Annotated in this window: 14 protein-coding genes and 1 tRNA gene; 5 read left to right on the top strand and 10 right to left on the bottom strand. The window is 76.9% G+C overall.

The features are described 5' to 3' along the window. Positions 1 to 321: 321 nt before the first annotated feature. Together AC2TDM_RS11590 and AC2TDM_RS11585 are read left to right on the top strand one after the other, a co-directional pair. A complete protein-coding gene (locus AC2TDM_RS11590; RefSeq protein ID WP_275407343.1) occupies positions 322 to 930 on the top strand; it encodes a mycothiol-dependent nitroreductase Rv2466c family protein in 609 nt (202 codons plus the stop codon). Further along, positions 930 to 1,571 (top strand): hypothetical protein, encoded by a 642-nt coding sequence (locus AC2TDM_RS11585; protein ID WP_484634709.1) that lies wholly within the window; start codon positions 930 to 932, stop codon positions 1,569 to 1,571. Before AC2TDM_RS11590 ends, AC2TDM_RS11585 begins: the two co-directional genes overlap by 1 nt. 99 nt (positions 1,572 to 1,670) lie before the next feature. Here AC2TDM_RS11585 and AC2TDM_RS11580 read toward each other — a convergent pair whose 3' ends face one another. Next, the gene (locus tag AC2TDM_RS11580) at positions 1,671 to 3,785 is read right to left on the bottom strand and encodes a M13 family metallopeptidase (RefSeq protein WP_484634708.1); all 2,115 of its coding nucleotides are present in this window, start codon (positions 3,783 to 3,785) and stop codon (positions 1,671 to 1,673) included. Positions 3,786 to 3,834: 49 nt separating this feature from the next. Between AC2TDM_RS11580 and AC2TDM_RS11575 the strand changes: the two genes are divergently transcribed. Continuing rightward, positions 3,835 to 4,281, top strand: a complete 447-nt coding sequence (locus tag AC2TDM_RS11575) for a ribose-5-phosphate isomerase (RefSeq protein ID WP_484634707.1) — start codon at positions 3,835 to 3,837, stop codon at positions 4,279 to 4,281. 21 nt (positions 4,282 to 4,302) lie between these two features. On the opposite strand, the gene AC2TDM_RS11570 is transcribed toward AC2TDM_RS11575, so the two are convergent. The 4 genes from AC2TDM_RS11570 to AC2TDM_RS11555 all read right to left on the bottom strand — a co-directional run bounded on the left by AC2TDM_RS11570 (position 4,303) and on the right by AC2TDM_RS11555 (position 7,933). Next, on the bottom strand, positions 4,303 to 5,508 hold the full coding sequence (locus AC2TDM_RS11570) for a benzoate/H(+) symporter BenE family transporter (RefSeq protein ID WP_090029978.1): 1,206 nt from the start codon (positions 5,506 to 5,508) through the stop codon (positions 4,303 to 4,305). Positions 5,509 to 5,556: 48 nt separating this feature from the next. Then, positions 5,557 to 6,849: a GNAT family N-acetyltransferase gene (locus tag AC2TDM_RS11565; protein WP_484634706.1), complete on the bottom strand. Its 1,293-nt coding sequence runs from the start codon at positions 6,847 to 6,849 to the stop codon at positions 5,557 to 5,559. Positions 6,850 to 6,929: 80 nt separating this feature from the next. Continuing rightward, positions 6,930 to 7,586, bottom strand: coding sequence for a GyrI-like domain-containing protein (locus AC2TDM_RS11560; RefSeq protein WP_484634705.1), 657 nt, complete (start codon positions 7,584 to 7,586; stop codon positions 6,930 to 6,932). Then, positions 7,583 to 7,933 carry an MGMT family protein gene (locus AC2TDM_RS11555; RefSeq protein ID WP_484634704.1) on the bottom strand — a complete coding sequence of 117 codons (351 nt, stop codon included), beginning with the start codon at positions 7,931 to 7,933 and terminating at the stop codon, positions 7,583 to 7,585. The genes AC2TDM_RS11560 and AC2TDM_RS11555 overlap by 4 nt, the downstream gene beginning before the upstream one ends. A gap of 105 nt (positions 7,934 to 8,038) precedes the next feature. Here AC2TDM_RS11555 and AC2TDM_RS11550 point away from each other — a divergent pair, with 105 nt between their 5' ends. After that, on the top strand, positions 8,039 to 9,151 hold the full coding sequence (locus AC2TDM_RS11550) for an LLM class F420-dependent oxidoreductase (RefSeq protein ID WP_484634703.1): 1,113 nt from the start codon (positions 8,039 to 8,041) through the stop codon (positions 9,149 to 9,151). On the opposite strand, the gene epsC is transcribed toward AC2TDM_RS11550, so the two are convergent. From epsC to AC2TDM_RS11530, 4 genes are all read right to left on the bottom strand, one after another. After that, complete coding sequence (epsC, locus tag AC2TDM_RS11545; RefSeq protein ID WP_484634702.1) at positions 9,142 to 9,729, bottom strand: serine O-acetyltransferase EpsC; 588 nt, start codon at positions 9,727 to 9,729, stop codon at positions 9,142 to 9,144. The genes AC2TDM_RS11550 and epsC overlap by 10 nt on opposite strands. A 145-nt stretch (positions 9,730 to 9,874) precedes the next feature. Beyond that, positions 9,875 to 10,810, bottom strand: a complete 936-nt coding sequence (gene cysK / locus AC2TDM_RS11540) for a cysteine synthase A (RefSeq protein ID WP_090029990.1) — start codon at positions 10,808 to 10,810, stop codon at positions 9,875 to 9,877. A gap of 707 nt (positions 10,811 to 11,517) precedes the next feature. Further along, positions 11,518 to 11,841 (bottom strand): hypothetical protein, encoded by a 324-nt coding sequence (locus AC2TDM_RS11535; RefSeq protein ID WP_484634701.1) that lies wholly within the window; start codon positions 11,839 to 11,841, stop codon positions 11,518 to 11,520. A gap of 109 nt (positions 11,842 to 11,950) precedes the next feature. Further along, entirely contained in the window at positions 11,951 to 12,790 is an 840-nt protein-coding gene (locus tag AC2TDM_RS11530) for a DUF4214 domain-containing protein (RefSeq protein ID WP_484634700.1), read from the bottom strand. A gap of 111 nt (positions 12,791 to 12,901) precedes the next feature. Here AC2TDM_RS11530 and AC2TDM_RS11525 point away from each other — a divergent pair, with 111 nt between their 5' ends. Continuing rightward, on the top strand, positions 12,902 to 13,795 hold the full coding sequence (locus AC2TDM_RS11525) for an alpha/beta fold hydrolase (RefSeq protein ID WP_090029996.1): 894 nt from the start codon (positions 12,902 to 12,904) through the stop codon (positions 13,793 to 13,795). Here the strand turns inward: AC2TDM_RS11525 and AC2TDM_RS11520 are convergent. After that, positions 13,764 to 13,837: transfer RNA gene (locus tag AC2TDM_RS11520), tRNA-Gly, on the bottom strand. The two genes, AC2TDM_RS11525 and AC2TDM_RS11520, sit on opposite strands and share 32 nt — an antisense overlap. Positions 13,838 to 13,904: the final 67 nt, after the last annotated feature.

Below are 13,904 nucleotides of genomic sequence, written 5' to 3'. Positions count from 1 at the left end.
CCTCGGGGTCCTCGCACGGTGGGCCCCGCGGGCGGGGCCGTCGACGTCCGCGATCCTTCCACGTCCCGCCGGACACCCCTCGCGTGCACGGTGTCGTGCACGGTGTCGTGCACGGTGTCGTGCACGGTGTCGTGCGCGGTGTCGTGCGCGGTGTCGTGCGCGGTGTCGTGCACGGTGTCGTGCACGGTGTCGTGCACCGTGTCGGCGTGCGCGCCAGGCGCCGCGTCGGCGAGACTGCTGCGGTTCGGCCCACGACGGCAGCACTCCCGAGGAGGCACGGTGACGACGACGACCGGCACGGCGGACGCGACGACGCAGGAGGTGCTCGCGCAGCGCCACCGCGTCGACTTCTGGTTCGACCCCGCCTGCCCCTGGGCGTGGATGACGTCGCGGTGGATGGACGAGGTCGCCGCGCAGCGCGACGTGGACGTGCACTGGCACGTCATGAGCCTGGCGGTGCTCAACGAGGGCCGCGACCTGCCCGAGGGCTACCGGCGCATGCTCGACCAGGCGTGGGGCCCGGTGCGCGTGCTCGTCGCCGCCGCGGCCGCGCACGGGGACGGCGTGCTCAAGCCCCTCTACGACGCGATGGGCACCCGCCGGCACCCCGGCGGCCGCAGCGACCTCGACGCGATCACCGCCGAGTCGCTGGCCGAGGTGGGCCTGCCGGCGGACCTCGCGGACGTCGCCGGCGGGGACTCCGTCGACGACGCGCTGCGGGCCTCGCACCAGGGGGCCATCGACCTCGTCGGCGAGGACGTCGGCACGCCCGTCGTCGCGATCGACGGCACCGGCTTCTTCGGGCCCGTCATGACCCCCGCGCCCACCGGCCCCGCGGCGGCGCGCCTGTACGACGGGCTCGTCCTGGCCACGACCGTCCCCGGCTTCTACGAGCTCAAGCGCTCGCGGACGGCCGGGCCCCAGTTCTGATGGGCGCCGCGGCACAGCCGCCGCCGGTGCCGCCCGGGACGCCGGCGCCGGTGGCCCGGCGCGGGCCCGGCGGTGGTGTCGTCGCGCTCGCGGTCGTCGTCGCGCTGCTCGTGGTCGCGTTCCTCGTGGTGGCGGGCCTGACCCTGTTCGGCGGCACCTCACCGAGCGGATCGGGCACGCAGACGGGCACGCAGACGGGCACGCAGACGGGCACGGGCACGGACCCGTCGGCGGCACCGGCGCCGGCCACCGGCGGCGCCGTACCCTCCGGGTCGGCGGCGACGCCGACGGCCGACCCGGGGCCGGCCGCGTTCCGCCTGCCGAGCGGCAACATCTCGTGCGACATGACGGAGGAGACCGTGACCTGCACGATCGGCTCCTACCGGTGGACGCCGCCGGAGGACCCGTCCTGCACGGCCACGCGCGGGCCCGTCGTCGTCCTGGACGCCTCGGGCGTCACGCTCCCGTGCCTCGACGCGGCACCCGCACCGGCGGCGGACGCGGCCGTGCTCGACTACGGCTCGACGAGCACCGTGGGGGACTTCACCTGCACGAGCGGGACGGACGGCGTGACGTGCGCGCAGGCGGGCAGCGGGACGGGGTTCCGGCTCGCGAGCGGCGAGCTGGTCACGCTGCCCTGACGCGGGCCTCGCGGCGTCCGCCGACGAGCGCCGCGTCCCCTGCGCCCGCACCCGCACCTGCTCCCGGGTCCGGCGCCGACGCGCCGGACCCGGCAGGGGTCACCAGATCCGCACGCGCTCCTCGGGCGCCCGGTACAGGGCGTCGCCGGGCTGCACGTCGAACGCGGTGTAGAACTCGTCGAGGTTGGCCACGACGCCGTTGCAGCGGAACTCGTCGGGGGAGTGCGGGTCGGTCGACATCCGCCGGACCAGCTCCTCGTCGCGGTACTTCCCCTGCCACGACTGCGCCCAGCCGATGAACGCGCGCTGCAGGCCGGTGAGGCCGTCGAGCACGGGCGCCTCCTCCAGCGGGGTGCCGAGCGCGAGGGCGTAGGCCTTCAGCGCGATGGCCAGGCCGCCGAGGTCGCCGATGTTCTCGCCGATCGTCAGCGCGCCGTTGACGTGGTGCGAGCCGCCGAGCTGCGCGGGGGAGAAGGCGTCGTACTGCGCGATGAGGGCCTTCGTCCGCTGCTCGAACTCCTGCCGGTCGGCCGCGGTCCACCAGTCCTCGAGCCGGCCGTCGCCGTCGTACTTCGAGCCCTGGTCGTCGAACCCGTGGCCGATCTCGTGGCCGATGACCGCGCCGATGCCGCCGTAGTTGACCGCGTCGTCCGCCTCCGCGTCGAAGAACGGCGGCTGCAGGATCGCGGCGGGGAAGACGATCTCGTTCATCCCCGGGTTGTAGTAGGCGTTGACCGTCTGCGGCGTCATGAACCACTCGTCGCGGTCGATCGGGCGCCCGATCTTCGCCAGCTCGCGGTCCTGCTCGGCCGCCGACGCGCGCCGGACGTTCCCGAGCAGGTCGTCGGGCGCGACCTCCAGCGCCGAGTAGTCGCGCCAGCGGGCGGGGTAGCCGATCTTCGGCGTGAACCGCTCGAGCTTGGCCAGCGCGCGCTGGCGCGTCTCCTCGCCCATCCAGTCGAGCCCCGTGATGGACCGGCGGTAGGCCTCGACGAGGTGCGCGACGAGCACCTCCATCCGCTCCTTGTGCGAGGGCGGGAAGTGCCGCGACACGTACACCTCGCCCACCGCCTCGCCCAGCGCGCCCTGGACCACCGACACGCCGCGCTTCCAGCGGTCCCGCAGCTGCTGCGCACCGGTCAGCCGGCGCCCGTAGAAGTCGAAGTTCGCCTCGACGAGCTCGTCGGTGAGGTACGGCGCCCGCGCGCTGACGACGTGGTACGCCGCCCACGCGCGCCAGTCCTCCAGGTCCGCCGACGCCCACAGGGCCGCGAATCCCGTGGCGTAGGACGGCTCGCGCACGACGAGGCGGTCCATCGCCCCCTCGGGCGCGCCCAGCGCGGCCACCCAGGCGCGCCAGTCGAAGCCCGGTGCATCGGTGACGAGGTCCGCCAGCGTCGTGGCGTTGTAGGTCAGCTCGGCGTCGCGGTCCTTCACGACGTCCCAGTGGTGACCCGCGAGCCGCGTCTCGAGCTCGACCACGCGCGCGGCCAGGGCCTGCGCGGCGTCCTCCTCGGCAGCCACGCCGCCCAGGCGCAGCATGCGCGCGACGTGCGGGCGGTAGGCCGCCAGGACGTCCGCGTGCGTGGCGTCGTGGTAGTACGACTCGTCGGGGAGGCCCAGGCCGTCCTGGGTGAGGTGCACGACGTAGCGCTCGGGGTCCTTGGCGTCGTTGTCGACCCAGAACCCGACGGCCGAGAGCGCCCCGGCGCGCTGCAGCGTGCCGAGCGCCTGCGTGAGCTCCTCCCGCGACGACGCAGTCAGCACGGGGTCGAGGTCGGCGGCGAGCGGCGCCAGCCCGGCCGCGGCGATCGCGTCCGTGTCCATGAAGGACGCGTAGAGCGCGCCGATCTTGGCCTCGACGCCGCTCGCCGTCCCGGCGGCCACGCGCTCGCCCGCCTCGGTGATGATGTCGCGGACCTGGACCTCCGCCTCGTCGTGCAGGCGGCGGAAGGCACCGTCCGCGGCGCGGTCCGGGGGGATGACGTGGCTCGCGAGCCACCGGCCGTTGACGTGGCGGAAGAGGTCGTCGGCGGGGCGCACGGCCGGGTCGAGGGCGGCCGGGTCGATTCCGCTGCGGGTGCCGGTGGCGGTGGGCGCGGAGTCGGGCGCGGAGTCGGGCGCGGAGTCGGGCGCGGAGTCGGGCGCGGAGCCGGGCGCGGAGGCAGGCGCGGTGTCGGGCCCGGGGGCGGGCTCGTGGGTGGGCTCGGTCATGGCGCCAGCGTAGGCGCGCAGCCCGTGGCGGGTGCGGCAGGATGACGCCATGCGCATCCACATCGCCTCCGACCACGCCGGGTACGAGCTCAAAACGGCTCTGGTGGAGCACCTGCGGGACCAGGGGCACGACGTGGTCGACCACGGGGCCGACACCTACGACGCCCTCGACGACTACCCGCCGTTCTGCTTCGCGGCGGGGGAGGCGGTCGTGGCGGACCCGGGCAGCCTCGGGGTGGTCATCGGCGGGTCGGGCAACGGCGAGCAGATCGCGGCGAACAAGGTGCGCGGCGTGCGGGCGGCGCTGGCGTGGAACGCGGCGACGGCGGTGCTCGCGCGGCAGCACAACGACGCGAACGTCGTGTCGATCGGGGCGCGGCAGCACACCATCGACGAGGCGGTGGAGCTCGTCGACACCTTCGTCGCCGAGCCGTACAGCCACGACCCCCGCCACCAGCGGCGGATCGACCTCATAGCAGAGTACGAGGCCCGCTGACGGCCCGGCCGCCGCCATGGCTCAGCCCCGGCGGCGCGCGAGGGCGACGTGCACGACGACCCCCGCGAGCAGGCCCCAGAACGCGGCGGACACGCCCGCGACGCTGATGCCCGAGACGGTGACGAGCAGCGCGGCGGCGGCCGGGGTGCGGCCCTCCTCCGCGCCGAAGGCCCCCGCCAGCGACGAGGCGAAGGTCGGCACGAGCGCCAGGCCGGCGGCCGCGGCGACGAGGCCCGCCGGTGCCTGCAGCGCCACTGCGGCGGCGGCGGCCGAGCCGACGCCGAGAACGAGGTAGCCGAGCCCGGCGGTGACGGCGGCCACCCACCGGCGGCCGCGGTCCGCCCCGGCCTCCGGCCCCGCGGCCAGTGCGGCGCTGATGGCGGCGAGGTTCACGGCGTGCCCGCCGAAGGGCGCCGCCAGGGCGGTGCCGACGCCCGTCACGAGCATGACCGGCCGCAGCGGCGGCGTGTAGCCGAAGCCCCTCAGCACGGCCAGGCCGGGGATGTTCTGCGAGGCCATGGTCACGACGAACAGCGGCAGGGCCACCGACACGAGCGCGGGCAGGCCGAGCTCCGGGGCCGTCCAGACGGGGGCGGGCAGCAGCGTCGCCCCGCCCAGCCCCGACCGCTGCTCGGCGACGACGGCGACGGCCACCGCCAGCGCGATGGCGGCGGGCGTGGCCCAGCGCGGCGCGAGCCGCAGCACGACGAGCCACACGAGCACCACGGGCCCGACGAGCGCCGGGGCGTCGACGGTCGCCGTCACGGGCCGCAGGCACAGCGGCAGCAGCACGCCCGCGAGCATGGCCTGCGCGACGGGGACCGGGATGCGGCGGACGAGCGCCTCCAGCGGCCGGACCAGTCCGACGAGCGCCAGCAGGAGGCCGCACAGGAGGAACCCGCCGACCGCCTGCCCCCAGCCGCCCGCGGCCGCACCCGTGCCGGCCAGCAGCGCGGCGCCCGGCGTCGACCACGCGACGGTGACGGGCATCCGCGTCCGCAGCGCCAGCACGAGCGTGGCCCCGCCCATGGCGACGGTGACGGCCAGCAGCCCGCTCGCGGCCTGCGCCGGGGTGGCGCCCACCGCCCGCAGACCGTCGAGGACGACGGCGAAGGCGCTGGTGAAGCCGACGACCGCGGTGACGAGCCCGGCCGGGACGGCGTGGCCGCGGGCACCGGCAGCGGCGTCGGCGGGCGTGGCGTCTCGGCGGCGGCTCGTCGGGGGCACGGGCGGCGACGCTAGCCGGTCGGGCCCGGCCCGCGGGTCACCGTGCGGTCACCAGACCCAGCTGCACACCGGAGCGACCGGCCAGCGGGCGGCCACGTCCAGCCTCCGGAGCGCGGACGACTCGCCCGTGAGCAGCCCGGCCCGTGCGAAGGCCTCGAAGGACCGGCCGCCGAGGTAGGCCGCCCCGAGCTCGCGCACGTCCAGCCGGACGGCGGGCCCGTCGTCGGTGCGCTCCAGCCGGGCGTCGCGCAGGCCGTCGGCGTCCGCCGCGCCGGTGACGAGCCGCCAGCGCCCCGCGTTGCCGGGCAGCAGCGCGTCGGTGAGCTCCAGCACGACGTCGACGTCGCCGCTCCAGCGCCGGGCCGCCACCGCCGCGGGCAGGTCGAGCAGCCGCACCCAGAGGTTGTCCGCGAGCGTGGCGCGTCCCCGCGGGTCGACGAGCAGCGCGGCCAGGGGGTCGTCGAGCGCGAGGCCCGGGGTGCGGACCGTGGCCGTCAGGTCCAGGTCGAGCAGGAACGACCACAGCCGGTGGGCGGCGGCGGCGTCGCGCGCGGCGAGGTCGCGGACGCGGACGGTCGCCGCGGCGCCGGTGGCCTCCCACTTCTCGGCTCGGGCGAAGAGCGCGTAGGCGCGAACCTCGCCGTCCGGTGCCGCGACGGTCACGAGGCGCAGGGGCTCGGCGCCGTCGCGCCACGGCACCGGGTCCAGGAAGACCCGCCGGCGCAGGACGTCCGTCTCCCGCGTCATCCATCCCGGCCGGTCCGCGCAGGCGGCGTGCACGGCCTCGACGACGGCGGAGTCGCGCTCGACGTCGGCCGTCCGCAGCTGGACGGTCAGCGCGGCCGACCCGGGGACGTCGCGGAGGGCGGCGCCGCGGGGGAGCGTCCAGGTGGCCGAGTCGGCGGCGGACCCGTACCCGAAGCGGCCGTAGATCGCCGGCTCGGCCGCCCACAGCGCCGACACGGGCTCGCCGCGGTCGAGGCTGCGCGCCAGGTGCGTCGCGATCATGCTCCGCAGGATCCCTCGACGCCGGTGGTCGGGCCGCACGCCCACCCAGGTCAGGCCAGCGCAGGCCACGGACCCGCCGGGCACCGGCAGCCGGAAGGCGTAGGAGCCGTGCACGGCGGCCAGCGTCCCGTCGGGGGCCTCGACCGCCATCGCGCGCTCGAACGGGACCGTCAGGGGCAGCTGCGCCTCGAGCTCCGGGGTGCTCGGCATCGCGAACGCCAGGCCGTCGACCTCGCGGTACTCCGCCTCGCGCTCCGGCGGCACGGTGACGGTGCGGTACCCGTCGGGGAGGGCGGGGGCGACGACGACGGGCGCGGGCGTGGTGGTGACCATGCCCGCATCGTGCCCGGCCGCACCCGCAGGCGGCACGTCCTTTCCTCGGCGCCCGGTGCCGCCCGACGCCACGTGAGTGGTCAGCCGCCGGCGGGGGCGGCGTCCGCCCGCCGCACGGGCTGCCGGAGCAGGGTGCGCAGGCGCTCGGGCGCGGTGCGTCGCGGGTCCGCGAGGTACACCTCGTGGTGCCGGCCGGTGGGGACCAGCCCGTGCTCGGGCAGGAAGGCCCCGTGCAGGTCGGCGAGGACCGGCCCCTCGTCGTCGTAGGGGCCCACGTGCAGCGTCTGCGCGCACAGCCCCTCGTCGAGCGCCTCGAGCCGCACGTGGTCGAGCGGGAGGGCGGGGCGACGGCGGGCGAGGTCGTCCCGCGCCGTCGCCACGAGCTCGACCGGCGCCCACGGCGGGACGAGGAGCAGCAGCGTCCACCGCCACACCGTCTTGTCCCGCCGGGAGGTGAACGCCCGCAGGTCGTCCGCCCACCACAGCCCCTCGAGGGGCGGGACGACGTGGACCCGGCCGGTCTCGCGCCGGGCCGCCGCCCGGAGGGCGTAGGCCAGGGGGTACAGCACGGCGAGCGCCGCCGGGTAGGCCGGCACCGTGTCCGGGTCGCCCGCGCCGTCGACCGCGAGGTAGGTGCGGGGCGGCACCTCGAGCAGCCGGACCACCCCGCGGCGGCCGCGGTACTCGTCGAGCGTGCGCCGCAGGTCCGTGGCGGACGGTGCGCCGGAGCCGCTCATCGGTCGGCAACCCCTGCGTCGTCGGAGGGGAACCACGCCGCCGCCCGCAGCGCGACGCGGCGGCCGTCCGGCGCGAGCGGGGTGCCCTCCGCGTGCAGGTGCGCGAGGGCGCGGTCGGCGTGCCGGGCGGGCGGGCGCCCGGCGGCGTCGACGACGCGCCACCACGGCACGCCGGACCCGGCCCGCGCCAGCACCTGCCCCGCCTGGCGCGGCCCGCCGCGGCGCTGCCCCCCCGCCGCCTCGAGCCGGTCGGCCGCGGCCTCGGCGAGCGAGCCGTAGGTCGTCGCCCGACCGGGCGGGATGGCCGCGACGAGGTCGAGCACCGTCTCCAGGTACTCCTCGTCCACGGGAGGGACCCTAACGACCCCCGGCTCACCGCCCGGCGCTGCCACGGGCCGCTACCGTGGCGGTGGTGGCACGGCGACGGGGCCGGCGCCGGAGGGGACGGGCACGTGGACGACCGGGACGCAGCGCCCGCGCTGGGGTACCACACCGGCTACTGGTCGGCGGGGCCGCCGCCGGGCGTCGCGGAGGCGGTCGCCGGGGCCGACGCGCTCGGGCTCGACTCCGTCTGGACGGCCGAGGCCTACGGCTCCGACGCCTTCACGCCGCTGGCGTGGTGGGGTGCGGGCACCCGGCGGGTCCGGCTCGGCACGGCCGTCGCCCAGGTCGACGCGCGCACGCCGACGGCCACGGCCATGGCCGCGATGACGCTCGACCACCTCTCCCGCGGGCGGGCGGTCCTGGGCCTGGGGGCGTCGGGCGTCCAGGTCGTCGAGGGCTGGTACGGGCGGCCCTACGCGCGGCCGCTCGCCCGGACGCGCGAGTTCGTCGCCGTGGTGCGCCAGGTCCTGCGGCGCGAGGGGCCCGTGCGCGCGGACGGCGAGTTCTACCGCCTGCCGCTCCCGGAGCCGCAGGGCAGCGGCCAGGGTCGCGCCCTGCGCCCGACGCTGCACCCGCTGCGCGCCGACCTGCCGGTCCTGCTGGCCGCGCAAGGTCCGCGCAACGTGGCGCTCGCGGCGGAGATCGCGGACGGGTGGCTGCCGCTGTTCGTCACCCCGTCCGCCGACGAGCGCGTCCGCGAGCAGCTCGCCGACGGCTTCGCGCGCCGGGACCCGCGGCTGCGGCCGCCCGAGGCGTTCGAGGTCGTCGCGACGGTCCCGGTGGCCCTCGGGCCGGACGTCGAGAGCGCGGCCGACCGGGTGCGGCCCTTCGTCGCCCTGTACGCCGGCGGCATGGGTGCGCCGGGCGCGAACCACCACCGGGCGGCGCTCGACCGGCTCGGGTTCGCCGAGGTGCTCGACGAGGTCGAGGCCCGCTTCCGCGCGGGGGACCGGGAACGGGCCGCCGCCGCCGTGCCCACGGAGCTCGTGCGGGAGATCGCGCTCGTCGGGACGCCGGCGGACCTCACCGAGCAGGCCCGGCGCTGGTCCGGGTCCGTGGCGACGACGCTGGCCCTGCAGACCGACCCGGCGGACCTGCCCGCCGTCGTCGGGGCGCTCCGGGCCGCCGGGCTCGGAGGCGGCGCGGACGGCGCGGCGCGGCCCGCGGCGGGTCAGATGTAGATCGCGGGGTCGTCGACCTCGGCGACGAAGGGCGGCACCGGCGCCGGCCGGCGGCGCACCGTCGCCGGGACGCCCACCGCGGTGCTGTCCGGCGGCACGTCGCGGATGACGACGGCGTTCGCGCCGATGCGCGCGTCGTCGCCCACCCAGACGGGCCCGAGGACCTTGGCCCCCGCCCCGACGACGACCCGGTCGCCGAGCGTCGGGTGCCGCTTGCCGTGCCGCATCGACGTGCCGCCCAGCGTGGCGCCGTGGAAGAGCACGACGTCGTCGCCGACGACCGCCGTCTCGCCGACCACCACGCCCATGCCGTGGTCGATGAACAGCCGCCGCCCGAGCACCGCCCCCGGGTGGATCTCCACACCGGTCGCGCTGCGCGTGGCCTGGCTGAGCAGGCGGGCGGCCAGCCGCAGTGCGGGCACCTGCCACATGCGGTGCGCCAGCCGGTAGACCCACACGGCGTGCACCCCGGGGTAGCCGAGCGCCACCTCGAGCAGGCTGCGCGCGGCCGGGTCGTGGTCGCGGGCGGCCCGCAGGTCCTCCTGCAGCGTGGCCCGGAAGGGCGGGTGCGTGGTCATGCGGTGCCTCGGATCGGTGGGGGCGGATCGGTGGGGCGGATCTGTGGGCGGGGCGAGCGACGGGCGTGCGCCCCTCGTCGGCCGCGATGGGCGGGCGACGAGGGGCGCACGAGACCCCGGTGCTCGGGACCGGTGAGCGGACCGGTCAGTCCATGAGGTCGGCGTAGAGGATCGTCGACAGGTACCGCTCCCCGAAGGACGGGACGATGACGACGATCGTCTTGCCGGCGTTCTCCGGCCGCTGGGCGAGCTGCGTCGCGGCGTGCAGGGCGGCGCCGGAGGACAGGCCGACCAGCAGGCCCTCCTCGGCGGCGGCCCGGCGGGCGACCTTCACCGAGGTCTCCGCGTCGACGTCGATGATCTCGTCGTAGACCTCGCGGTCGAGGATCTCCGGGACGAAGTTCGCGCCGATGCCCTGGATCTTGTGCGGGCCGGGGGCGCCGCCGTTGAGGATCGGGGACTCGGCCGGCTCGACGCCCACCACCTGCACGCCCGGCTTGCGCTCCTTGAGCACCTGCCCGACGCCCGTGATGGTGCCGCCCGTGCCGATCCCGGCGACGAAGATGTCGACCGCGCCGTCGGTGTCTGCCCAGATCTCCTCCGCCGTGGTCGCGCGGTGGATCGCGGGGTTGGCCGCGTTGGCGAACTGGCGCGCGAGGATCGCGCCCGGCCGCTCGGCCGCGATCTGCTCGGACCGCGCGACGGCACCCTTCATGCCCTCGGATCCGGGGGTGAGGATGAGCTCGGCGCCGAACGCGCGCAGCAGGGCCCGCCGCTCCTTCGACATCGTCTCGGGCATCGTGAGGACGACGTCGTACCCACGGGCCGCGCCGACCATGGCCAGGGCGATGCCGGTGTTGCCCGACGTCGCCTCGACGATCGTGCCGCCGGGGGGCAGCTCGCCGGACTGCTCGGCCGCGTCGATGATCGCGACGCCGATGCGGTCCTTCACCGAGTTCGCGGGGTTGTAGAACTCGAGCTTGGCCAGCACGGTGGCCTGCGCGCCGTCCGTGATCCGGTTGAGCCGGACCAGCGGGGTGTTCCCGATGAGCTGCGTCGCGTCGTCGTAGATGCGGGCCATGGTGGGTCGTTCTCCTTCGAGGAGGGTGAGGGGTGGGTCCGGCGCGGCGCCGGGGTGGTGCGGCGGTGCGGGCTGCGGGTGTGGGTGCCGGGACGTCCTCCCGACGAGGGCCGTGCGGGGCCGCGTGCGCGGTGGATGCCGGGCCGGCGACGGGACGTGCAGGCCCCCGGGGCGAGCGCCGGGTCCGGACGGGCTGCTGCAGGGCAGCCCCACCCTCGCACGGAGGGGGACCGGCGCTCTAGCGACAGCGACAGGGGCGGCCGACGACGGCGTCGGCGGACGGGCACGTGCACGGGCGGCCGGCGGTGCGGTGCAGCACGCTCGTCCCCTCCCATGAGATCGGTGCCGTGTCGGTCCAGTGTCGGTCCTGCATCCGTCCCGGTGCGGACGGCCGGGTCGCGAGCCGCGGCCGGACGGCGTCCCTGGCAGGACGACGAGCGGGGACCGCGGGCGCGGCGACGCTACCCGTAACGACGGAGGCCCCGCAAAGATGCCCGCGACGCGTCACCCCGTCCGGGTGACGCCGGCGTGGCGCCGCCCCCGGACGACGACGAGCCCCCTCCGTCGACGGGAGGGGGCTCGGGCGCCGTGGCCGGCGGGACGCGGCCGACGGCGGGTCGGCAGCGGGTCGGCAGCGGGTCGGCAGCGGGTCGGCAGCGGATCGAGCAGCGGGTCGGCAGCGGATCGAGCAGCGGGTCAGGCAGGGGTCAGCAGCACGGCTCGACGCGGGCGACGAGCTCGGTCACCTCGCCACCGGTCATCGCGACGGACGTCTTCGCGGTCTGCATCCAGACGGCCTCGCTCATGACGTGCCCCTCGACGTGCTCGACCTCGCACGCGTCCGTGCCCTCGAGCGGGGTGACGTGCCAGGTGCCGACGCGGCCGGTCGCGGTGTCCGTGCCGCGCAGCACGACGGCCGCGCCGCGCGCGCCGGGCACGGCGTGCGGCGTCGGGAGGGCGGCGGCGGCGTGAGGGGCGGGGGCGGTCCCGGCGGCGAGGGCGGCGGGAGCGGTGAGGACGGCGGTGGACATGGCGTGCTCCGGTGGGTGCGGTCCGTGCCGACGGGGGGTCGACCCCCTCCCATCGGCACGCACGCCGCCGGACCTTAGCCCTCCGGCGAGGTCGTCCTCCCGGTGCGCGTCAACCGCGCGACGCGACGGCCCGGGCCTCGTCGGAGGCGGCCAGCGCGACGCCGAGATCCTCCGGGTCGAGGCCCTGGTGCAGCGCGAAGAGCCAGCCGTCGAGCCCGTCGCGCTCCGGCTCGCGGCCGAGGTACGCCGCGTAGAGGTCGGTGACGAGGAGCGTGAGGTGCTCGTCGCCCCACAGCACCCGCGGCCCGAGCCAGCCGCCGTACGACCACGGGTACAACGCGTTCTCCAGGTGGCCCTTGCCGTACCAGTACCAGTACTCCTCCCGCTGGATCGGCCGGCGCAGCAGGTCGGCGTACAGCGCCTCGGACACCTGCAGGCCGCGGTCCCGGGCGTGGTCGTGGTACTCGAGCGAGGCGACCGCCGCCTGGACGACCTGCAGCCGCGTGAAGCCCCGGTCGAGCATCCCGAGCCAGTACGTCAGCTCGGCGGCCGTCGCCTCCCGTCCCAGCAGCTCCCGGTAGGTCCCGGCGACGAAGGTCGTGCGCGCCTCGGGACCGGCCAGCACCGCCGACGCCACCGCTGCACGGGGTACGCCGGCGGCCTGCGCGGCCGACCAGTGCTCGACGGCCCCGGGCTCGGGGTCCCGGCCGACCCCGACGCGGTACAGCGTCGTGAGCCACCGCTGCACCGCCGCGTCCAGCGCGTCGGCGGTCGCCGCGGCCCCGGCCGGTGGCGGCGCGACGTCCGCCGCCGTGGCCGGCACCGCACCGAGCGCGCCCAGCGCCAGCGCGGCCCCCACCACGGCGGTCCCGACCGGCCGGCGTCGTCGCGCGGCCTCGACCGTGCCCCGCGACGTGCCCCGCGACGTGCCCCGCAGCGTGCCCCTCACCGTGCCCACCTCCCCGACCGGTGGCGCGCCCCCTTGCGCGTCGTCCTCACGCTGCCCCCGGCCGGTCGTGCGCGACAGGGACCGAGGTCCCGGCGCGTCTACGGTGACGGGGTGCGCGGCGACGGGAACGACGGTGACGGGCGGGACGACCCCGCGGCGGGCCTCCGGGTCACGGAGGTCGGCACGGAGGGACCTCGGGTGGTCCTGCTGCACGGCCTGTTCGGGCGGGGGCGCAACTTCACGCAGGTCGCCAAGGCGCTGACGCCGGAGCTGCGGTCCGTCCTGGTCGACCTGCCCAACCACGGCGCCTCCGCCTGGACGACGACCGTCGACTACCCCGTCGTGGCCGGTCTCGTCGCCGACCTGCTCGACGAGCGCTACGCCGCCGACGGGCCCGTGCACCTCGTCGGGCACTCCATGGGCGGCAAGGTCGCCATGGTGCTCGCCCTGACGCGGCCGGACCTCGTCGAGCGGCTCGTCGTCGTCGACATCGCGCCGGCGGAGAGCAGCGGGGCGGGGGAGTTCGAGCACCTGCTGGCGAGCCTGGCCGCCCTGCCGCTCGAACGGGTCGTGCGGCGCTCGGACGCGGACGAGCTGCTGGCCCCCGCCGTGCCCGACGAGCGCGTGCGGCTGTTCCTCCTGCAGAACCTGCGGGCCACGGACGGAGGGTTCGCGTGGGAGCCGAACCTCGCGCTGCTGCGCCGGGAGCTGCCGACGATCGGTGGCTTCCCGGAGGTGCTGCGGCCCGACGGCTCCGCGGCGACCTTCGACGGGCCGGTGCTGTGGGTCGCGGGGGAGCGCTCGTCGTACGTGCGCCCGGAGCACGCGGCACCCATGCGCCGGCTCTTCCCGCGGACGCGGTCGGTCACCGTGCGCGGCGCCGGGCACTGGGTGCACTCCGAACGGCCCGACGCCTTCGTCGACGTCCTGCGGGCGTTCCTGCTGCCTCGTGGCAGCGCACCGATGGTGGATGTGGAGCGGACGACGGGAATCGAACCCGCGTAGCCAGTTTGGAAGACTGGGGCTCTACCATTGAGCTACGTCCGCGCTGGTCAGGAGCGTGTGACGAGGGGCCCGCAGGGAGCCGCCCGAGCCGTGCCGCCCCGGATGCCGC

The organism is Cellulomonas sp. plas2, assembly GCF_057221735.1.
Note: the sequence above shows the minus strand (reverse complement) of the source record. Positions and strands in the feature narration are given on the sequence as shown.